The 20,307-nt window shown below is 53.4% G+C and carries 23 protein-coding genes; 9 read left to right on the top strand and 14 right to left on the bottom strand.

What is annotated here, in order from left to right:
* The first annotated feature begins 2 nt into the window (after positions 1-2).
* A complete protein-coding gene (locus QLG08_RS06290; RefSeq protein WP_282472846.1) occupies positions 3-761 on the top strand; it encodes a thiazole synthase in 759 nt (252 codons plus the stop codon).
* Between the two features lie 9 nt (positions 762-770).
* Positions 771-1,733, top strand: a complete 963-nt coding sequence (locus tag QLG08_RS06285; protein WP_072139184.1) for a HesA/MoeB/ThiF family protein — start codon at positions 771-773, stop codon at positions 1,731-1,733.
* Positions 1,734-1,746: 13 nt separating this feature from the next.
* On the opposite strand, the gene QLG08_RS06280 is transcribed toward QLG08_RS06285, so the two are convergent.
* The 3 genes from QLG08_RS06280 to QLG08_RS06270 are packed head-to-tail and all read right to left on the bottom strand — an operon-like array spanning position 1,747 to position 3,372.
* Complete coding sequence (locus QLG08_RS06280) at positions 1,747-2,214, bottom strand: GNAT family N-acetyltransferase (protein ID WP_014333264.1); 468 nt, start codon at positions 2,212-2,214, stop codon at positions 1,747-1,749.
* 49 nt (positions 2,215-2,263) lie between these two features.
* Positions 2,264-2,866, bottom strand: coding sequence for a LysE family transporter (locus QLG08_RS06275; protein WP_014333263.1), 603 nt, complete (start codon positions 2,864-2,866; stop codon positions 2,264-2,266).
* 53 nt (positions 2,867-2,919) lie between these two features.
* Positions 2,920-3,372 carry a VOC family protein gene (locus tag QLG08_RS06270; protein ID WP_237734461.1) on the bottom strand — a complete coding sequence of 151 codons (453 nt, stop codon included), beginning with the start codon at positions 3,370-3,372 and terminating at the stop codon, positions 2,920-2,922.
* Between QLG08_RS06270 and QLG08_RS06265 the strand changes: the two genes are divergently transcribed.
* Positions 3,361-3,774: a nuclear transport factor 2 family protein gene (locus QLG08_RS06265; RefSeq protein WP_282472845.1), complete on the top strand. Its 414-nt coding sequence runs from the start codon at positions 3,361-3,363 to the stop codon at positions 3,772-3,774. The two genes, QLG08_RS06270 and QLG08_RS06265, sit on opposite strands and share 12 nt — an antisense overlap.
* 1 nt (position 3,775) lies before the next feature.
* Here the strand turns inward: QLG08_RS06265 and QLG08_RS06260 are convergent, their stop codons facing one another.
* Together QLG08_RS06260 and QLG08_RS06255 are read right to left on the bottom strand one after the other, a co-directional pair.
* Positions 3,776-4,189, bottom strand: coding sequence for an ASCH domain-containing protein (locus tag QLG08_RS06260; RefSeq protein WP_014333261.1), 414 nt, complete (start codon positions 4,187-4,189; stop codon positions 3,776-3,778).
* Positions 4,190-4,242: 53 nt separating this feature from the next.
* Entirely contained in the window at positions 4,243-4,794 is a 552-nt protein-coding gene (locus tag QLG08_RS06255) for a thioredoxin domain-containing protein (protein WP_282472844.1), read from the bottom strand.
* 354 nt (positions 4,795-5,148) lie between these two features.
* On the opposite strand from QLG08_RS06255, the gene QLG08_RS06250 reads away from it, so the two are divergent.
* The 3 genes from QLG08_RS06250 to QLG08_RS06240 all read left to right on the top strand — a co-directional run bounded on the left by QLG08_RS06250 (position 5,149) and on the right by QLG08_RS06240 (position 7,402).
* A complete protein-coding gene (locus QLG08_RS06250) occupies positions 5,149-5,733 on the top strand; it encodes a flavin reductase family protein (RefSeq protein ID WP_282472843.1) in 585 nt (194 codons plus the stop codon).
* A gap of 12 nt (positions 5,734-5,745) precedes the next feature.
* Positions 5,746-6,762, top strand: coding sequence for an NAD(P)-dependent alcohol dehydrogenase (locus QLG08_RS06245; RefSeq protein WP_014333258.1), 1,017 nt, complete (start codon positions 5,746-5,748; stop codon positions 6,760-6,762).
* A 112-nt stretch (positions 6,763-6,874) separates the two neighbouring features.
* Positions 6,875-7,402 (top strand): sterol desaturase family protein, encoded by a 528-nt coding sequence (locus QLG08_RS06240; RefSeq protein WP_013027996.1) that lies wholly within the window; start codon positions 6,875-6,877, stop codon positions 7,400-7,402.
* Here QLG08_RS06240 and crtB read toward each other — a convergent pair.
* From crtB to QLG08_RS06210, 6 genes are all read right to left on the bottom strand, one after another.
* The gene (gene crtB, locus QLG08_RS06235) at positions 7,341-8,270 is read right to left on the bottom strand and encodes a 15-cis-phytoene synthase CrtB (protein ID WP_013027995.1); all 930 of its coding nucleotides are present in this window, start codon (positions 8,268-8,270) and stop codon (positions 7,341-7,343) included. The genes QLG08_RS06240 and crtB overlap by 62 nt on opposite strands.
* Complete coding sequence (locus QLG08_RS06230; RefSeq protein WP_029571298.1) at positions 8,267-9,745, bottom strand: phytoene desaturase; 1,479 nt, start codon at positions 9,743-9,745, stop codon at positions 8,267-8,269. Before QLG08_RS06230 ends, crtB begins: the two co-directional genes overlap by 4 nt.
* 11 nt (positions 9,746-9,756) lie before the next feature.
* Entirely contained in the window at positions 9,757-10,905 is a 1,149-nt protein-coding gene (crtY, locus tag QLG08_RS06225) for a lycopene beta-cyclase CrtY (RefSeq protein WP_282472842.1), read from the bottom strand.
* On the bottom strand, positions 10,889-12,184 hold the full coding sequence (locus QLG08_RS06220; protein ID WP_014604684.1) for a glycosyltransferase: 1,296 nt from the start codon (positions 12,182-12,184) through the stop codon (positions 10,889-10,891). Before QLG08_RS06220 ends, crtY begins: the two co-directional genes overlap by 17 nt.
* Positions 12,185-12,193: 9 nt before the next feature.
* A complete protein-coding gene (locus QLG08_RS06215; protein WP_014333254.1) occupies positions 12,194-13,102 on the bottom strand; it encodes a polyprenyl synthetase family protein in 909 nt (302 codons plus the stop codon).
* Between the two features lie 243 nt (positions 13,103-13,345).
* The gene (locus QLG08_RS06210; protein ID WP_207806232.1) at positions 13,346-13,894 is read right to left on the bottom strand and encodes a YtfJ family protein; all 549 of its coding nucleotides are present in this window, start codon (positions 13,892-13,894) and stop codon (positions 13,346-13,348) included.
* Between the two features lie 149 nt (positions 13,895-14,043).
* Here QLG08_RS06210 and QLG08_RS06205 point away from each other — a divergent pair, with 149 nt between their 5' ends.
* Complete coding sequence (locus QLG08_RS06205) at positions 14,044-14,262, top strand: helix-turn-helix domain-containing protein (RefSeq protein ID WP_042676311.1); 219 nt, start codon at positions 14,044-14,046, stop codon at positions 14,260-14,262.
* Between the two features lie 59 nt (positions 14,263-14,321).
* Here the strand turns inward: QLG08_RS06205 and QLG08_RS06200 are convergent, their stop codons facing one another.
* Positions 14,322-16,058, bottom strand: coding sequence for a DUF2534 family protein (locus QLG08_RS06200; RefSeq protein WP_272847703.1), 1,737 nt, complete (start codon positions 16,056-16,058; stop codon positions 14,322-14,324).
* A gap of 63 nt (positions 16,059-16,121) precedes the next feature.
* On the bottom strand, positions 16,122-16,550 hold the full coding sequence (locus tag QLG08_RS06195) for a DUF2946 domain-containing protein (RefSeq protein WP_272847702.1): 429 nt from the start codon (positions 16,548-16,550) through the stop codon (positions 16,122-16,124).
* A 185-nt stretch (positions 16,551-16,735) separates the two neighbouring features.
* Here QLG08_RS06195 and QLG08_RS06190 point away from each other — a divergent pair, with 185 nt between their 5' ends.
* On the top strand, positions 16,736-17,677 hold the full coding sequence (locus tag QLG08_RS06190; RefSeq protein WP_028716069.1) for a D-2-hydroxyacid dehydrogenase: 942 nt from the start codon (positions 16,736-16,738) through the stop codon (positions 17,675-17,677).
* Position 17,678: 1 nt separating this feature from the next.
* Here the strand turns inward: QLG08_RS06190 and glsB are convergent, their stop codons facing one another.
* Entirely contained in the window at positions 17,679-18,599 is a 921-nt protein-coding gene (gene glsB, locus QLG08_RS06185; RefSeq protein ID WP_013027986.1) for a glutaminase B, read from the bottom strand.
* A gap of 270 nt (positions 18,600-18,869) precedes the next feature.
* Here glsB and clcA point away from each other — a divergent pair, with 270 nt between their 5' ends.
* Positions 18,870-20,276 carry a H(+)/Cl(-) exchange transporter ClcA gene (gene clcA, locus QLG08_RS06180; protein WP_014333246.1) on the top strand — a complete coding sequence of 469 codons (1,407 nt, stop codon included), beginning with the start codon at positions 18,870-18,872 and terminating at the stop codon, positions 20,274-20,276.
* The last annotated feature ends 31 nt before the right edge of the window (positions 20,277-20,307 follow it).

Below are 20,307 nucleotides of genomic sequence, written 5' to 3'. Positions count from 1 at the left end.
CCATGTTTTATGACTTTAGCGGACAGTCACGTTTTTTACTGGGTACTGCAGGTTATCCCTCGCCGGATATTCTGCAACAGGCCGTTGGCGCATCCGGCGCCGAGATTATTACGGTGAGTCTGCGTCGTGAAGGAAGCCAGGGTGGAGCCTTTCGCGATCTCCTGAAAACCTTAAATAAACGCATTTTACCCAATACCGCAGGCTGCCATACGGTGAAAGAAGCCGTGACGACTGCGCATATGGCGCGGGAATTGTTTGCCACGTCCTGGATCAAGCTTGAGGTGATCGGTCATGCCGATACCTTACAGCCCGATCCCTTTGCCCTCGTCGAAGCAGCACGTATTTTGTGTGCAGAGGGTTTCCACGTTTTCCCTTACACCACAGAAGATCTGATTGTGGGCGAGAAACTGCTGGACGCGGGCTGTGAAGTGCTGATGCCGTGGGGGGCGCCCATCGGCTCAGGCCAGGGATTACGCAATATCGAGGGCTTACGCACGATGCGTGCCTGGTTTAAGGACGTTCCACTCATTATTGATGCCGGGATCGGTGCGCCGAGCCAGGCGGCTCAGGCGATGGAATTGGGGTTTGATGCTGTGCTGTTGAATACCGCCGTGGCGAAATCCAGCGATCCGGTTGGTATGGCTGGCGCATTTGCGCGCGCCATTGAAGCGGGACATCAGGCGCGTCAGGCTGGCATGATGGAGCGTCGCGACATGGCTGCCGCCTCTACGCCCGTTTTCGGCCTGGCGCAATTTCGCTAAGGAGCAGAGATGGCACGTTATCAACGACAGACAATGCTGTCAGAAGTGGGCGAGCAGGGGCAGCAGGCTTTGTCCGCTGCCCGCGTCTTAGTGGTTGGCGCGGGTGGACTGGCTTCCACGTTATTACCGCTCCTGGCGGGCGCTGGCATCGGTTATATCCGGCTCTATGACGACGACGTCGTGGCGCTGCATAACCTGCATCGTCAGACGCTATTTACGACTGCCGATATTGGCGAGCCAAAGGTGTTTTGCGCCCAACGTGCGCTGGCACAGCGTAATCCTGATACGGTGGTTGAAGCACATCCCGTAGCGTTACAGGCAAGTCGTATTGAAGAAGCACTGGTGGATATTGATTTAGTTATCGACGCTGCGGATAACTTCGCGGTGACTTATCTGCTTTCCGACAGCTGCTTTGCCCGTAACCTACCGCTGGTTTGCGCTTCGGTGCTGGGGCGACAGGGTTATGCAGGCAGTTTTTGCGGCGGCGCGCCCAGCTATCGCGCACTGTTTCCACAATTACCCAAAGCCTCAGGTAACTGTAACACTGCAGGCGTGCTGGGCCCGGCGGTTGCCACCCTTGGCGCCTTACAGGCGCAGATGGCGCTCAGCATTCTGTTGCACCTGTTGCCCTCACCACTGGGCTGCATGATCAACTGTGATTTTGTCTCATGGCAACTGCGTCAGTTCCGGTTCGATAATGCGCCTGAGCCCGAAAAGGCCGGCATCCCGTTTATCGATCCTGCTTTGCTGACCCCCGATGACTGCGTGGTGGATCTACGGGGGACAGAGGAAGCACCTGTCAGTGTCAGCCAGTATGCACAGCGGATATTGCCACAGCACATTGCCGGCTGGCAGCCGCCCGCGGATAAACGCATTGTTCTGGTCTGTGCCAGCGGCATGCGTGCCGCTCAGGCCGCGTTGACCCTGGAGGCACGTGGCTGCCAGCGGCTGGCGATTATTGCAGATCGGTAATACAGGCGGCTGATTACGTCTGGGCATCGCGGTTGGCCTGATAAATATCGGGCCGGGTGATTGTCCAGGCATAGTCGGGTTTGTTTACCGGCTGGTAGCCAAATTTTTGATATAACCAGGGCGCGGTTGAGGTGAAGAGCAACAGCCGGCGCAATGTGTTAACCACGGGATGTGACTGACAGCATTCGATCAGCCATCCGCCCAGTCCTTTGCCCTGGCATTCTTCAAGTACATAGACATCGCACAGGTACGCGAAGGTCGCGTAATCAGTAATGAATCGCGCAAAGCCAATCTGCTGCTGCTGATGAAAAAGCCCAAAATTCAGGCTGTTTTCAATTGACCGCGCGACCGTGGCGTAATCAATTCCCGCTGCCCAACTTGAACGGGTGAGGTAACGGTGTATTGCCCCGATATCCATCTGCGACTTATCCGTCGTAACGGCATACTCGCCGTTATGCCAGTGCTGAACAGGTGCCATCATTTTTCCCGTATTCCTTGTTTAAGTATGAGAGTCGGTGGCGAAAGACCTGTCAGGCGATAAGAGTGCGTACGGCAATGCCGATAAGCAGTAATCCACCACCGATATTGACGTAGCGTTTCAGCGCGACAGGATTGATTTTTTGCGCCGAGAAGACCAGCGCCTGGCTGAAGAGCGCTAACCACAGGCTCATTACGACAATGTGCACTGTTGCCAGCGTCAGAAAGGCATCGATACCGGCCCTGTCGCCAACAAACTGTGAAACCACCGTCAGGTAAAACAGGATAGCTTTGGGGTTAGCGACATTAGCCAGCCACGCACCTTTAACGGTAATTGCGCTACCCGTTGTCTTCAGCACGAATGCCCTGGTCCTGATGCCAGTGATAAATAAAAGGCCGCCCAGCCAAAACAGGTAAAGTACGCCAGCCATTTTTAACAGGGCAAACAGCGCGGGGGACGCAACCAGCGCTGTCGACAGGCCCAGACCGATCAGCAAAGCATGCGTATAAATACCCAGCGCGGTACCAAGCAGCGTTTTCACCAGCCCCCTGCGGCCAGCCGTAAGCGCGCTGTTCATCGCCAGCGTGAAACTCGCGCCGGGAGAAAGGGCAATCGGTAGAAGCGCAGGCAGAAACCCTGTCAGGTTAATCTCCATCCGCCACCGGCTTGTGGGAGCGCTTCAAGGCGCACATCAAATTCGTTAAAAAATTATGCCGGATTATAAAAAGCACACAGCTTATTGCCGGTTGGATCCCGCAGATAGGCGACGCATCTTCCATCCGTTTCTCTGACATGAGGCGGTGTTTCAGCCGAAGTGCCGCCGTTTTCGAGACCTTTTTGATACCAGTTGAAAACGTCTTCAGAGGAGGCCATGGTAAAGCCAATGGTACCCCCGTTGGCAAAGGTCGCGGGCTGGCCATTAATGGGCTGAGTGATAATAAAACGCTGGTGATTTTTAACGTAAAAAGGGCGCCCCAGGGCATCAATGCCCTGATCTTCGCAACGGATCACAGCAAAAACAGCATCGTAGAATTTTTTAGCTTGCTCAATATTATCCGTACCAACAACCATATGGCTAAACATATATAACTCCTTTTTAACATTGATGGCGATATACTTAGCACACCCGCTATGTGTGAGGAAGTGCTGATGAATGACCATCCCGTTTTAGAGGTTGTCAGGTTATGCGACCGGGCGATATCAGCCGGTAATTATGATGCCCTGATGAAACACTATGCTGCCGATGCCAGCCTGGTTGTGAAGCCCGGAATGACCGTTACGGGTCGCGTAGCCATTCGTCGCGCCTTTGAAACGATTGCAAATTATTTTCAGCATCAGCTGGTGGTAGAGCAGGGCAGGATGGAGGTCATTGAGGGCGCAGGCACCGCGCTGGTGATTATGGAAACTGTGCTGCGCTATCCCGATGGGCAGGGACAGTCCGTAGAAAGCACCCGCCGGGCCACCTATGTATTTCGCCTGGAAAGCGATAACCAGTGGCGCTGCACCGTGGATAACTCCTATGGCACTTCGCTACTGGATCCTGTACTGAGTGAGCAGGGCTGATTCAGATGACTTCAACAAGCTGAAAGGTCTCAAATATCAGTTCCATTTCAGTGCTAAATCCACCGTTACGCTGAAAAAAGCGTTGATGTTCACGCTGCCAGTACTCAAGGCTCAGGTCACCTTCGCCTTCCATCATGGCCATCTCCGGCGTAACGCGATCGAAGCGTGTCACAAACAGCCCCGTCGTCCTGATGACGCAAACCGGATTATCCGCGCCGTTTAAGATGATGCTATAGCCGCCGGGTTGCGGTTTCACGTCATCTTCATACCAGCCTTGCAGAGAACTGCAGGTGGCGATTTTTTTGCCGGTAAGGACCAACGTGGCCAGTTCATTGGCCAGATCGGGTGAATCGCCAAACGACCAGGCCAGCGCGTCAGGGTATTTCGTTTTAATCTGTTCAAGCGTCATCGTCATATTAAGTCCTTTTACAGCAGGGCCTGAATGGCTGCTTTTGGGCAGCAAGTCTGTCAGGCCAGAATACGTTTTGCCCACTCATCAACCGTATCACCACTGCCGATATCGGGCTGTACCAGGCCATTAATCATAAAGGTAGGTGAAACATGAATACCGTTCTGGCGGGCATATTTACAGTGCCATTTGATCAGGTTTTGCAAATCGGGCCGGTCAAATGCCGCATAAGCATCGACGCCGCTGTACTCTCTGAGTCTGGCGAGAAGCTGATTAGGCGTAACGTCTCGGTTTGGACCACGACAATGGTCTGTAAACTCAAAGGCTTCCCGATGATCGGCAACGGCCTGCAGAACCGCTTTAGCCGCCGCTTTACTTTCTACCGATGCCGCGAGGATGTAGCGCACGATTACGCCAGAGTACATGTGCCAGGGCTGCGACTGAAAATGAATTTTGAGTGTCATTTTATCTTCACCAACCTGCTCTAACAGCGCATCGAATTTGTTAAACGCGCGTACAGAGAAAGGGCAGGTGGGTTCGATAAAAACCTCAAACACCTGTGGACCTTGTCCCCAGACAAGAGGTTCAGCCTGTAGTTTGTCATTGTTCATAGCAACTCCCGTTACGATGGTTAAAATCTGCTTCACTGACTGTGACAAACTTACGCTTATTCTGCCAGGTGATCCTGCCAGCAGCCGTGAATGCAGACTGATAAGGATTAGTCTTATTTCTCATCTTTCATACCAAACCGAACTAAAATTATCCCTTCAGCGGTTCCGCTTGTCGTGCAACCTGTTTAAAATTCCAAGATTGTTAAATCATGATATTAAACACTATTTTGTCAAGCTAAGGCACAAAGCGGCAAGTTCATCTGAGATAAAAACCGCTAGAGTACCGGGTTCATCAACCTGCAAACCGGGTGTACTGGCGTTATATTGCCTGACCCAGTCATTAAGGATCTTCGAATGTCGCACTTTCGTCCTGTCGCGCTGGAACACGCAAGCCGTTTGCTGAACCACGGACCGACTATATTAATAACCAGTCGGGATAGTCAGTCACAGCGTCGCAACATCATGGCCGCAGCCTGGTCCGTTCCCGTCGAATTTTCGCCGCCGCGGGTAGCGATTATTGTGGATAAATCGACCTGGTCACGTGAGCTGATTGAAGCCAGTGGTGCATTTGGTATTTGTGTCCCTGCCGCGCAATTTGTCGATCTGGCTTACGCTGTTGGCAGCACGAGCGGGCGCGATCAGGATAAATTTGCGGCTTTTGATATTCAGGCCAGCGAGAGTCAACACTTCGGTGTGCCTCTGTTGGAAGAGAGTTGTGTAGCGTGGATGGAATGCCGTCTGTCACCTGAAACCGAAGCGCAGCAGGCGTACGACACGCTGTTTGGTGAAGTGGTCACCGCTGCGGCAGACAATCGGGTTTTTTACGACGGTCGCTGGCATTTCGATGACAGCAATTCAGCGCTACACACTTTACATCATCTTGGCGGCGGTCAGTTCGTGACAGTTGCAAATACGCTGACCGCCAAAACAACGCGTTAAATGAGGTACAGAATGACAATTAAGAGTTACGCAGCCATGCAGGCGGGACAAGCACTGGAGCGTTACGACTATGATCCCGGCCCGTTAGACGCTGAAGATGTAGAAGTTGAAGTTGAATACTGCGGCGTATGCCACTCAGATCTGTCGATGATCGATAACGAATGGGGAATTTCAGCGTATCCCGTTGTTGCCGGTCATGAAGTGATTGGACGCGTGGCTGCGCTTGGCGAAAGTGCCAAAACGAAAGGCCTGAAAGTGGGACAGCGCGTGGGCATCGGCTGGACAGCCAAGAGCTGCCAGCATTGCGATCCCTGCATCAGCGGCGATCACGTCAACTGCGCCAATGGCACCACAACCACAATTGGCAACAATGGTGGCTTTGCTGACAAACTGCGCGCCAACTGGCAGTGGGTTATCCCATTACCTGAAAAGCTGGATGCGGCCACGGCCGGCCCTCTGCTGTGTGGTGGGATTACCGTCTTTAAACCCTTACTTATGCATAACATTACCGCGATGAGCCGCGTCGGCGTGATCGGTATTGGTGGTCTGGGCCACATCGCCATTAAGATTCTGCACGCGATGGGCGCAGAAGTGACGGCGTTCAGTTCTTCGGCCAATAAGAAGCAGGCTATTCTGGACATGGGCGCCGATCATGTGGTGAACAGCCGTGATCCGGAAGCTTTAAAAAGCCTGGCGGGCCAGTTTGACCTGATTATCAGCACGGTCGCCGTCGATCTCGACTGGCAACCCTACTTTGCGGCCCTGGCGCCTCGCGGTAAGTTCCATACCGTGGGTGCCGTACTGAAGCCGTTTGACGTGCCGGCTTTCAGCCTGATTTTAGGCGACCGCGCCGTGACGGGTTCTTCAACCGGTTCACCTGCGCAGCTGCGTTCACTGCTGAAGCTGGCTGGCCGTACAGATATTGCGCCGACAGTGGAGTACTTCCCGATGTCGAAAATCAACGATGCACTGGACCATGTTCGTGCAGGTAAAGCCAACTACCGTGTGGTTCTGAAAGCCGACTTCTGATCCCTGGCGCGCCTTTCTGGCGCGCCTTTTTCCCTTCCCGCCGCCAGATCGGCTAATCTCTGTTAAAATTGAATCCTTAAGCCTGCTGCCAGACGTCTCTACCGGAGAAATTATGTTGTGGATTTGGAATGCCCTGATCGTTTTCGTTACCGTGATTGGCATGGAAGTGGTTGCTGCACTGGCACACAAATACATCATGCACGGCTGGGGTTGGGGATGGCATCTTTCACATCATGAACCGCGTAAAGGTGCGTTTGAAGTTAACGATCTTTATGCCGTGGTTTTTGCTGCATTATCGATCCTGCTGATTTATCTGGGCAGTACAGGAATGTGGCCGCTCCAGTGGATTGGCGCAGGTATGACGGCGTATGGATTACTCTATTTTATGGTGCACGACGGGCTGGTGCATCAACGTTGGCCATTCCGCTATATTCCACGCAAGGGCTACCTCAAACGGTTGTATATGGCGCACCGTATGCATCACGCCGTCAGGGGCAAAGAAGGTTGTGTTTCTTTTGGCTTCCTCTATGCGCCGCCCCTGTCAAAACTTCAGGCGACGCTCCGGGAAAGACATGGCGCTAGAGCGGGCGCTGCCAGAGATGCGCAGGGCGGGGAGGATGAGCCCGCATCCGGGAAGTAAGGGCCTGACCAGAGGCGGCCAGCAGCAGCGTTAATTTTTCGGGCGTGGTCGTTGACTGCCGCTGATCCCAGGCTTGCTGACCGGCCTGTTCAACTTTGACACCTATTTTCCGGTAAACCTGCTTCGCCGTAGCGATTGCCCAGGCCGAACGCAGGGGCAACCCAGCCAGGCCCGCTGTGGCAGACAAATAGTAAGGTTCTGCTTCCTGCACCAAACGACGGGCGATACGGCTCAGCGCCTGACGGTTTTCAGGTGCCGCATAATTCTCTTTGTTCAGACCTTCATGCTCCAGCCAGCTTGCCGGCAGATAACAGCGGCCCGCATGCGCATCGTCCACAATATCGCGAGCAATATTGGTCAACTGAAACGCCAGCCCAAGGTCACAGGCGCGGTCCAGCGTGGCGTTATCCCGCACGCCCATGATTTGCGCCATCATCAAGCCGACAACGCCTGCAACGTGATAGCAATAGCGCAGCGTATCATCCAGTTGGCTGTATTGCGCTTCGCGTACATCCATGGCGAAGCCTTCCAGATGATCAAACGCGTAAGCCGGGGCGATATCATGAGCCATAGCCACTTCCTGAAAAGCCGCAAACGCCGGTTCGTGCATCTGCGATCCTGCATAGGCCTGGCGCGTTTTCATCTCAAGTTGCATCAGACGTTGTTCGGGCGTTTGTAAGGCAGGCTGCCGGGCCTGAAAGCCCAGCGTCTGATCGTCAATAACATCGTCACAATGGCGGCACCAGGCGTAGAGCATCAGTACGCTGCGCCGGGTTTTTGCATCAAATAACTTTGAGGCTGTCGCAAAACTTTTCGAGCCAACTGCCATCGTTTCGACCGCATGATTGAGTAACGACGGATTATTCAAATCAGATCCTCCAGCATCAAACCTGCTGTCGCTTTTGCCGAGCCGATGACGCCAGGAATGCCTGCGCCGGGATGCGTGCCTGCGCCGACCAGGTAGAGATTAGTAATGGTTTTATCGCGGTTATGCGGCCGAAACCAGGCGCTCTGGGTAAGAACGGGCTCCACAGAAAAGGCTGAGCCCTGATAGGCATTAAGCTGGTCGCGAAAATCAAACGGCGTAAACATCCGGTGCGTGACCAGCTGACTCCGTAAGCCAGGCATGTAATGCTGCTCAAGGTACTCAAAAATACGGTCGCGTAGTTTTGGCCCCTCAACCGTCCAGTCGAGGTTCGCGGTGCCTAAATGCGGCACCGGCGCCAACACATAGTAACTGCCGCAACCTTCAGGCGCCAGTGACGAATCCGTGACACAGGGCGCGTGTAGATAAAGTGAGAAGTCCTCTGCGAGGCCATCATGATTAAAAATCTCGTCAATCAGTTCGCGGTAACGCGGGCCGAAACAAACCGTGTGATGCGCGAGCTGATCATGATGGTGATTCAAACCAAAATAGAGCACAAACAGAGAGTTACTCATACGCTTAGTCTGCAGTTTGTTGGACTGCTTAACCGCGGCAGGGTGCTGGCTTAACAGGTCGCGATAGGTATGAACCACATCTGCATTTGACGCGACGGCTTGCGTCAGGAACCTGCGACCGTCCTCTAAATGCACGGCTTCAATCTTGTTTCCTGTCGTTTCCATATGGCTGACTCTGGCGTTTAACACGACTTCACCACCCAGATCCTGAAACAGCTTTATCATCCCCTGAACTAATGCGCCGGTGCCGCCACGCGGAAACCAGACGCCCCACTCACGCTCCAGCGCGTGTATCAACGTATAAATGGATGAGGTGGCGAAGGGATTGCCGCCCACCAACAGCGAGTGGAAAGAAAACGCCTGGCGCAGATGTTCATCTTCGATGTAACTGGCAACCTTACTGTAAACGCTTCTCCATGCCTGCAGTTTCGCCAGTTGAGGTGCGGCGCGAAGCATGTCTCTGAACGATAAAAAAGGGACAGTACCGAGCTTCAGATAGCCTTCTTTAAACACCGCGCGTGAATAGTCCAGAAACTGACGATAACCTTCGACATCGCGGGGATTAAACTGCTGAATCTGCGCTTCGAGCCGGGTTTGATCGTTATCGTAATTAAAGACCTTCCCTGACTCCCAACACAGGCGGTAAAACGGCGTAACCGGCAGCAGTTCGACATACTCTTTTAACTGTTTTCCTGCCAGTGCAAACAGTTCTTCAATGGCACTGGGATCGGTGATAACCGTCGGGCCTGCATCAAAGGTAAACCCCTGATCCTCGTAGACATAAGCCCGACCGCCGGGTTTATCACGTTGTTCAAGCAGTAAGACGGGGATCCCCGCAGCCTGTAGACGAATTGCCAGTGCCAGGCCACCGAAGCCTGCACCAATTACCGTAGTTGGTTTCATGTAGTCGCTCTTTAACGATGAGTCGTCATAATGGCTTGCAATGCTGCTAATACCGGAACAGGCGGCTTGCCGCTCAGAATACGTAGCCGATCGGTCAGCGTGAGTTTTCCCGCATAAAAACGGGCAATTAAATCTTCAGGTAAACCATAAAAACGCTGCATAACCCGCCAGCGTGAATCGGCGGGTCCGGCTAAAAACAGCATGCGATTCAGCATGCGGAAAAAGCGCTGCTGCTGCCAGCGCTCGCGGGCAAAATGCCTAATAGCCTGGTGAATTGAGGCCGACGTAAAGACATCAAGTGCGCTCAGGCGGTCGGCCACGGCAACCGCCAGCGGCAGTGAATAGCCGGTGGTAGGATGGAACAGACCGGCACGTAATCCACTACAGGCCAGGGGGCGCTGCTGCCAGAATGCCTCGGCATTGCCCGACAGGGTGATGGGTAAGGCGCCCTGTTCTTCACGCAGCAATGTCTGAAGCTGCCAACCCTGTTGCGCGGCATAGTCGCAAATATTTTGCCGCGCGCGTTCAGGATCTAATGTCGCATTATCGATATAGTGCGTGTCTTCAATTAACAATCTGGTCGGCGAGAGCGGCAGGCTGTACACGAAGCGATAACCATTTTGCTGATCGACCGTGGCATCCATGATAATGGGAGACGATAAACCATGCGGTTGGCTCAATCGCCATTCCTGGCCAATAAACGCCTGGAAGCCCACGCTCAGTGCTGAGTTTGCCGCATAACCCCGCCCGTCAATCACCGCGCGGGCACCGATAACCTGACCCTTTTTCAACCGAACAGATTCCGCATTAACCTCTGCGACCGCGGTATCCATCCACAAGTGCGGGCCAAACTGTCGCTGTAAAACCTCAGCGAAACGCTGAGAAGTAATACAGAAGTAGCCGCTGTTCAGCTTACGACGGCGTGTGGGAAAGCGCACCTGATAGTCGGGCCAGTGATGAACCACCAGCGGAGCTATCCAGCGATGTTGGCTCTCAGTCAAATCATCGTGGTGAAATGACCACGTATGATTCCCGCCCGCCTGGGGTGCGGCGTCGATAAGCAAAATACGCATATCAGGTTGCTGCTGCTGAAGACGCAGGGCGATAAGGCCATTCGCGAGTCCAGCCCCCACGAGAATCAGATCATAATGCGGTTGCATAGCCGCTCCCACTTAAGACAGGCTGACCGGTGCGCATAACCTGCTCAATGATATCGGCAGCGGCCATGGTGCCCCCTGCCAAACGAAGGGCGGTCTGGATTTTCGCCATGCGCTGCTGAAAGTCGAGGTTGGTCAGCAATGAACGCATCTGACGAGCCAAAGCATGGCTGGTGGTAAAGCGGGAAGCACGCTTGCCGATGCCGTGATAAACGATGCGTGACGCGACGCCGGGCTGATCAAAGGCCAGTGGAAGCGCTAAAAGGGGCGTCCGGTAATTAATCGCGTCCAGTACCGTATTCATTCCGCCGTGGGTGATCGCCAGCTGCGCCTGTGACAGCGCGGCTGACTGATCGGCAAAATCCACCACCTGTGTATGACGGCTTCGCGCCAGTTCTTCACTCTGAGAGTCCGTAAGACGACCACAGTGGGCTAACAGGAGCTGACCGTCAATTTCTTCACAGGCTTTCACTATCGTTTTAAACAGCCCATAACGATGCCCCTGAAGCGTGCCCAGCGAGGCGAAAATCCGGGGTTTTTCTGAGGATGTAAAATAACGGGATGAAGACGTTGACGGTGCGTACGTTTCGCGCAAAGGCCCGACGGCATGAAAACAAGCCGGTAACGCTTTGCGGGGAAAATCAAGTTCAGGAACAAGCTGGCTGATTTGCGCCAGTGGCGAAAAACACTGGTGGAGCTTTTGCCGGGGGGCTAAGCCCATTCTGTGGCTGTGTTCGGCAATGACGCGGTCATGACGACGCATTAGCCAGTCATAAATTTTTTCACTGGCAGCATAACGTTCGCGAGCCGCGTCGCTGGTCCCGTATTCGAAAGGCATAACCGCCAGGGGCATATCCGGTTCACGATTGAGAGGCAGCGCGCAGGCGACAGAGATAAACGGCAGTCCCAGTGCTTCAGCAACGAGCGCGCCTGCCGGTTCCATTTGATCAACAATGACGCCATCTATCGCCAGATCGTTAAATGCCCGAGGGAGTTCGCGGCACAGCATATCGGTGGTGCGCGCCATTTCATTGATGAGCTTCAGCATTGACGGCCCCAGAGGATGAGCCGCCAGGTGTAGCACGCGCGTTAACGCGCCGGGGGGATGGCTGTCTGTCCCGACGGCATGAAATCCAATGGTTTCGCTATCGATCAAGTGTTTAATATCGTATTGCTGAATAAAGGTCACCCGATGACCGCGCGCGACCAGTTCCTGAGCGAGATTCTGTAATGCGCGAACATGGCTGTAAAAAGGCGGTGCGATCGCCGCGAAATGGCTCATGCAGCATCCTTAACTGACGGCAGCGAGTTTTTTGTCAAACCAGGCCTGAATAAAATGTTGAGTGGCGTGCCCGTGTTGGCAGGCCGCAGAGAGATGCTCACTGGCAAGATGAAGATGTTGTCTCAGACGTTCTTCAACCGCCCTCGGGCCTAACAGATTGACCAGCGTCGATTTACCGGCGTCCTGATTGCTATCTTTACCGGTGTCGGTCATGCCATCGGTCAAATCGTCCAGCAGTTGAAATGCCTGACCAAGATCAAGTGAAAAACGATGCAGGCAATCACGCGCTTCGCTGGAGGCATTCGCAACAATCGAGGCCATCTGCATGGAGGCACAAAACAGCGTGCTGGTTTTAAAGTGATTCGTCATCAAAATAGCTTCAGCGCTGCGCGGCTTATCCCCTTCAGACAGGTCCTTGAACTGACCCTGAACCAATCCTTGCATGCCGATGGCGTTTGACAGTTCAGAAACCGCTCGATTTTTTGCCAGCGGCGTGAGGCCATCTGCATCGGCAATTACGCCAAAGGCTTTACTCAGCAAGGCAACCGCCGCCAGTATTGCCACATGCTCTCCGTAATGAGAATGAATGGTAGGGCGTCCGCGCCGCAGCTTCGCATCGTCCATGCAGGGCATATCGTCAAGGATCAGCGAAGCCGCGTGGACCATTTCCACCGCACAGGCCAAATCCAGTAATCCGTCATGGCTGACAGCGCAACCCAGATCGCGGGCGGTCAGCAACAGCAACATGGGGCGAATACGTTTTCCCGGTGCCAGCGCACCTTCACGCATCGCGGCACCCACAACATCCCGTTCTCCCTCCACGGGCAATAACTGATCAAGGCGTCGATCAATATCAGCCAGTAACTGCTCCGCAGCATCGCGAGTGAGATGAACGTGTTTTTTTGCGCAGACCGTCATTCGGGCTGTCCTTATAAACGGATACATTTACGGCAACGCGAAAGATGCGGTGCCCTTCAAAAAGACGCTTAATCTGCCATAACATGGTTGGCAGGCTTACCCGTTATTTTACATTTAGGGTTACAGGTTTTTTTTGCTAAATCCACATCGTTAATACTAGTTGAGCTTGTGGAAAAGGTGGAAAATTCATAAACCTCCGTCGGATTGGCAGACCGTGCGGTACCTTTACCGGGTTGCCAGGGGTCAGCCTGTCAGCGCACGTAATGTTGCAATGACCTGAGAAACATCATCCGCACTGAGCGCCGTGTCTTTCGCAAACTTTACCTGACCATCAGGGTCCAGCACGATGACAGCGGCACCTTCTGGCTTAAGCTGCCAGCGATGTTGTGCCACGCCGCTACTGTCGATAATAAATTGTTGCCATGGTGAGGCTTTTTTACTGGAGCGGATACTGTTAATCACAAACAGACTGCTGCCAGGCAAAGCATCATCTGTATTCACGATGGTTGTGGTCTGGAACCGGTCTTGTGGCAGGTTGGCGCGCTGCAGGGCCGCAATAAGCGGGGCGGACTGCTCTTTGGCCGACAATCGTCCTGCAACATGAATAACTAAACGTGTCCGACCCGGAAGAGAAAGGCTGTTCCATTTTTGATAGTTAACCTTGCCGCCCTCCAGCCGCATTTCACCTTTATCCGCAATAAAAACCGACGGAAGGGGCTGCCCGATGACGATGTTATGCGCGCTGGCCCAGCAGGAAACGAGGAAAAGCGCCATCAATCCATAACGTTGCACAGTCTTATCCCTGTTTTTAGGATCTGAGTTACCAGCTTAGCAACTTTATTCACTTTCAACTGTTTTATGCCCAATCCTGTTTGAGATCAATATAGCCGGGGGAGGGCTGAACAAAAATGCATCAGTAAGTGAAGATCAGGAGGTGAAAAATGCACTCAGATCGTATGACATTATCTGAAATGGCAGCCTATCTAGGGGTTTCGCAGGCAACCCTGGTCAGGGCGCTTTGTAATGAGGGGGCGTTAGAGGGTGTGCCGATTCCCGAAGGACTGGATCATCTGCCTCTGACGCAACGGCACTGGTTAAAAGAGGATGTCAGCCAGTTAAAACACGCGTTGCAACGCGTTCACGATATCCATCATGATTAAAGACCCGGCTTACCATGCATTCTGATTCATCAAACGCCCGCATAATGCGGGCATTTTTATTACTTGCCCTGCTCGTCACTTTCACCCAGGAAAAAATACCAGAGTGGAATCGACATTAAGCCGGTAAATACGGTGGTATAAAGCAGAATCATCATGGCCTGAGTGATATACATCATTATCGTCCAGTCGCTGAACGGAATATTGTATTGCTCAATTACGCCACTCACCATGGCGCGTGCCATAACGGTTCCCACAATAATTGCCAGAATGACCACGCTGCGCAGGAAATAACGCATCTCTTTACGCTTAACGGCAAACCGGGATTGAACAATCGCCAATGGAGACTGTTTATCCAGCGGCGTGACAACCTCCTGACGTGAAGCACGCTGTGCTTTCCGCCAGCGCTGGATATCAAGCAGTAAGAAGGCCAGTAAACTCACGCCCATCAACGGCAGCGCATAACCGAATGCGAGAGCCAGGATCAGGCTGGCCCCCTGCTGATAGCGCGGTAAGACCTGCCATGCTGCCAGCAGCGTTTGCGCGGGATTGGCCTGCGGTAATGCCGGGCGGCGAATCCACCACATGCGATAACCCAGAACGATCATCGCACATAACCCCGAACCAAACAGCGCCAGGATGAGTTGGTTCGGTAGGCCAAACAGCACGCCCATATGTGCATCCACGCCCCAGCGTGTCAGCTTCGCGACCAGCGGAAAATGGGCAAACTCCACGTGATCGACAATGCTGAAGTCATCAGGATTAACGGAAACCGAATCGACCTGACTTGGCCAGCGGCGATCGATCTCACTCACTGTCCATGCCTGACCGGCACTTTTCGGCTGGCGTAATTCAATTTTTGCCGCCTTGATACCTGCGCTACGTGCGGCCGCCTCAACCCTGTCCCAGTCAGCATCAGGCTGATTAAGGATAACGGGTTTGTCGGTCTTATGACCCGGCATGCTGGGCAGGGTGCCGCCCATTGCCATACCGTCCATCGTGGCATGATGTTCGGCATGAGGATCGGCAGCCACCACCGGTGCATCGCCATTTAGCGCTGTTCTGACCTGAGGCGTCAACCAGCCAAAATCGCTGCGCATTTTATCAATATTACTACCTGCCCACTGTGACCAGGTTAATCCCGTTACCGAGAAAAAGACCAGACCAAGGGACAGGACTAAGCCGAGCGTAATATGCCAGGAACGCGTTAATAAAAAGCCAGAACGCGGCTGTCTGACTTTGCGCCGCGGACGCGTCCCCAGCCACAGCAGAATGCCACCCAGTGCCGCAACCCATAACCATGACGCCGCCAGTTCGCTGTAATTACGGCCAACATCGCCCAGCAGCAGACCGCGATGAACCTGATCGAGCCACATGCGAAGAGGTAATACGCCGCTGGTGCCATAAACCGTCATGTCCCCTTTTACAGCGAGCGTATAAGGGTCGATAAAAACAGAACGTGATTCTGAAGGGCCTGACTGCGGCTCTGAAAACTGCACACGCGTCGTGTCGTGTTCGCCCGGAGCGGGCCTTACGGCATAAATCCGGGCATTACCGGCATAACGCCTGGCCGCACTAATTTGATCGGAAAGCGGCTTTGCAGTGCCCTGGGCGTTGGTGGTGAGTGCATCATTATAAATCAGGTTCTCTAACTGCGGCGTAATGACATACAGCGTGCCGGTTAATGCCGCAACAAAAATAAAGGGCGCAATAAACAGGCCAATATAAAAATGTAAACGACGAAGAACATTCAACATCGCCCCGCGTTGAGGAAGATTGTTTTCCCGTGAAAAAGTCATAGCGATTCCATATTTTCAGAATACCGGGCTTTTCCTCCTGCGCCATGGCGTAAGAAGAAAAGATCACATCAAGGAAATAAACAACCGGGGCAACGGTGGTGCGCGGGGTCGATAAATACCGTTCAGGCGCGGTAACGCCAGGCGCGCAATGTGCCGGGGCGGAGGAGCGCGACAGGTCAGGCAGATCAACCAGATGAAGGGAATAAATACCCACAACATTAACGGAACATGCACCAGCAGATCGCAATAACCGCAGGCGAGGCCGTCGTTCATCATACTGTGATCGGTCATCGCCATATCGCTGCGATGATCTATCATCGGCATATCCGCACTCATGCCTGACATCGTCATCGCATCATGGCGTTCAGCAAGATTTTTTGATACCACAGGTGCAATAAACAACAGCAGTACAGCCAGTATCGCAATACAGGCGCTCAGTCGTTGTTGTTTACAGCGGGTGGATTTCATCATCAGAACAGGATAGTTATTCACAATTTCAGGGCGGCAGTGTAACGCGACGGAGATAAAAGGGTTAAAAAAAATGGCATTTAAGCCATCGAAAGTCGCACCTTTTGAGCACCTTCACTCAAATTGGCTTTGAAATTAACTTTATCGTTACTCATGCCGTACATTTAAATAACATTATTTGTCGGTGATATTGTAATAAAGGAGATCTAATGAAAATCGTAACACTCGATGGCGACACATTGCCCGTGCCACCGACTCAGCCCGCCTGGTGTAGTGACTGGCAATTTCGAACGGACACGGCCGAAGACGAGATCGTTACAGCGCTAAAGGGGGCGACCATTGCCATCACCAACAAGGTGCCCTTACGTGCGGCGACGCTGGCACAGCTCCCCGACCTGCGATACATCTGTGTCACGGCAACGGGCTATGACTGCATTGATATTGCAGCCTGCAAAGAACGTGGCATTGTGGTGAGCAACATTCCGGGTTACTCAACGCAAAGTGTTTCGGAAGGCGTGATAGCCTTTATTTTTGCCTTGCGGCGCCAGATCGTGGAATACGCCAACAGCACGCGTCACTCCTGGCCTGAATCCTCTCATTTTTGCCTGCACCGGGCGCCGATTCAGGATATTGCTGGCGCAACGCTGGGTATTGTTGGAAAGGGCGACATCGGCAGCGCAGTCGGCAGGCTGGCACAGGCCTTGGGAATGCGTGTGCTTTATGCCGAACGCAAAGACAGCAGCAGGATCCGTGACGGCTATGTCAGCTTTGATGCGATGCTGGCCTCCAGCGATATCATTTCACTGCACTGCCCTCTTAGCGAGCAAACCCGCCATCTGATCGATCGCGAGACGCTGGAAAAGATGAAACCCCAGTCGTTACTGATTAACACCGCGCGGGGCGGCTTAATTCACGAGGCGCAACTGGCAGATGCCCTGCGGAATGGCACCCTTGCCGGTGCAGCGCTGGACGTTCTCAGCAGTGAACCCCCTGCGCGGGATCACCCTCTACTCCAGCCCGATATCCCCAATCTTCTCCTGACACCGCACATTGCCTGGGCGAGTAACAGCGGCATGCATAATCTGCTTCAGGGACTCATGGTGAACCTGGCGGGATTTGAGCAAAACCGGCCCGTGAATGTCGTGAGCTGAATCAGAATATCGAACGGCCGAGTTTGTCAGTCAGGCACTCCAGCGCGGCGGTGCCGGCTAACGAATTGCCCGCGCTATCCAATCCGGGTGACCAGACCGCGATGCTCATTTCACCAGGAATGACGGCAATGATACCGCCGCCAACCCCGGATTTGGCGGGCATGCCCACCCGCCAGGCAAATTCGCCGGCCCCGTCGTACATACCGCTGGTAATCATTAGCGCATTGATCTGCCGCGCCTGGCGGGACGAAATCAGGGACGCGCCATCCAGGGTTTTTCCCTGATTAGCCAGATAAATAAAACTGCGAGCCAGTTCAATACAGTTCATGGACAATGAGCAGTAGTGAAAATAAGTCTGCATAACGCTGGTGACGTCGTTGTCAAAATTACCAAATGACTTCATCAGCCAGGCGATAGCCGCGTTGCGGGCAGAGTGTTCGTATTCAGAACGGGCGACGTGACGATCGTACTGAATATCCGATTGCTGACTGAGCTGACGGATTATTTCCAGCATACGCTGACGCGGTGCTGTCAGCCGGGTTTCAAGCAAATCGCAGATCACCAGCGCCCCGGCGTTAATAAAGGGATTACGGGGTTTTCCCTGCTCCAGTTCAAGCTGAACCAGCGAATTAAAAGGCTGACCGGAGGGTTCTTTACCCACTCGCCGCCATATCTCCGCATCCTCATAACGCGTCAGCGCGACGGTGAGAGAGAGCACTTTCGAAATGGACTGGATCGAAAAACGTGTTTCAGCATCGCCTGCCTGAAAAACTGTGCCATCACGTAAACAGACCGCTATACCCAGATGGTCGGCCGCGACGTCAGCCAGCGCCGGAATGTAATTAGCGACTTTGCCCTGATGAACTAACGGACGGACCTGCTCAAGAACGGCTTCGAGCAGTGTATTACTGAGAGTGGTCACACACGCGTCTCCAGAAAGATCGTTGATGGCGCAGGATGATGAGCGTCCTCAGGCTGCAAATCAATGGCTTGCAGATAAAATTGCCAGACGAGGCCTGAAATTTTATCAGGCATGATGATTACCCCACATCATCCCTTATGCAGCAGCAGGTTGCTGATTTAGTAAAATTCGGAGATAAATAAAAGCGAGGAATTATGGCGGGGATGCGATAACCTCTGGATTTAATTTGCATTGTTGGTGCTGTTCAGCACGCTAATTTTGAGGTCAGGCATGCGCGCTTTTGTCTCAAACCGACCCGGTCTTTTTCGCCCCCGTCGGCTACGGTTGTTACAATATCTTATTCGGCGAGATAAAACGCCGGTTGCCTTATTACTGCTCGCCGCGCTGGTGGGTGTATTAACGGGCCTGACGGCGGTGGCATTCGACAGAGCGGTAAGCTGGGTCATACATTCCCGCCTCCACTGGCTGAGCCAGTTTGAAAACAATGCCTTGTTAATGGGCTTATTTGCCTTTATTTTTTCCGCAGGGCTGGCAGCTTCAGGCTATTTTCTTGTCAGGCGATTTGCGCCTGAAGCGGGTGGATCGGGCATTCCTGAAATAGAAGGTGCGCTGGAGGAGTTAAGGCCCGTACGCTGGTGGCGAGTTTTACCGGTGAAGTTCGTTGGGGGGCTGGGCGCGCTGGGCTCGGGCATGGTGCTTGGGCGAGAAGGGCCGACAGTTCAAATTGGCGGCAACATTGGACGCATGTGTCTGGATATCTTCCGCATGCGGTCTTCTGAATCCCGTCATACTATTCTGGCTACCGGTGCTGCTTCTGGCCTGGCCGCCGCCTTTAATGCCCCGCTGGCAGGCATTCTGTTCATCATTGAAGAAATGCGCCTGCAGTTTCGCTTTAGCCTTATTTCTATCAAAGCCGTGTTTGTTGGGGTCATTACCTCAAGCATTGTTTTTCGTGCGCTGAACGGTAACGAACCCATCATTAATATCGGGCAACTGAAAGATGCGCCGATACAAACCCTGTGGTTATATTTGCTGTTAGGGATTCTATTTGGTGGCTGCGGTGTGGCCTTTAATCGTCTGATATTCACGCTGCAGGATCTGTTTCAGACTCTTCACAAGGGCCAAACCTCACGTTGGGTGCTGGGCGGTGCAGTGTTGGGCGGATTATGCGGTCTGCTGGGGCTGGTACTGCCTCAGGCCGTCACTGGCGGTATTACGTTAATTCCCGACTTTTCAGCCGGTACATATACCTCCGCCGCTTTACTCTCCCTGTTTTTTCTTCGCGCGCTGACTACCTTGCTGTGTTTCGCATCCGGGGCGCCAGGCGGTATTTTCGCGCCGATGCTGACGCTCGGCACATTACTCGGCATCAGCGTCGGTCAACTCTGTGTTGCAATGTTTCCGGCGTATCATCTTGAAGCGGCAACCTTTGCCGTTGCGGGCATGGGGGCGTTATTTGCGGCCTCGGTACGCGCACCCTTGACCGGCATTATTCTGGTGCTGGAGATGACGAATAATTATCAGCTTATTCTGCCAATGATTATTACCTGTCTTGGGGCTACCCTGTCTGCGCAATATTTCGGCGGAACGCCGTTGTATTCAACGCTTCTCGCCCGGACTCTGGCAAAGCAGCAACAAAGTGAGGCGGAGGCCAATGCAACGCACGATCGGGCCTGAGTGAGCAGGGCGAAATTGCGCAGATATTAAC

The organism is Pantoea sp. V106_11, assembly GCF_029967885.1.
Classification (GTDB): domain Bacteria; phylum Pseudomonadota; class Gammaproteobacteria; order Enterobacterales; family Enterobacteriaceae; genus Pantoea; species Pantoea ananatis.
Note: the sequence above shows the minus strand (reverse complement) of the source record. Positions and strands in the feature narration are given on the sequence as shown.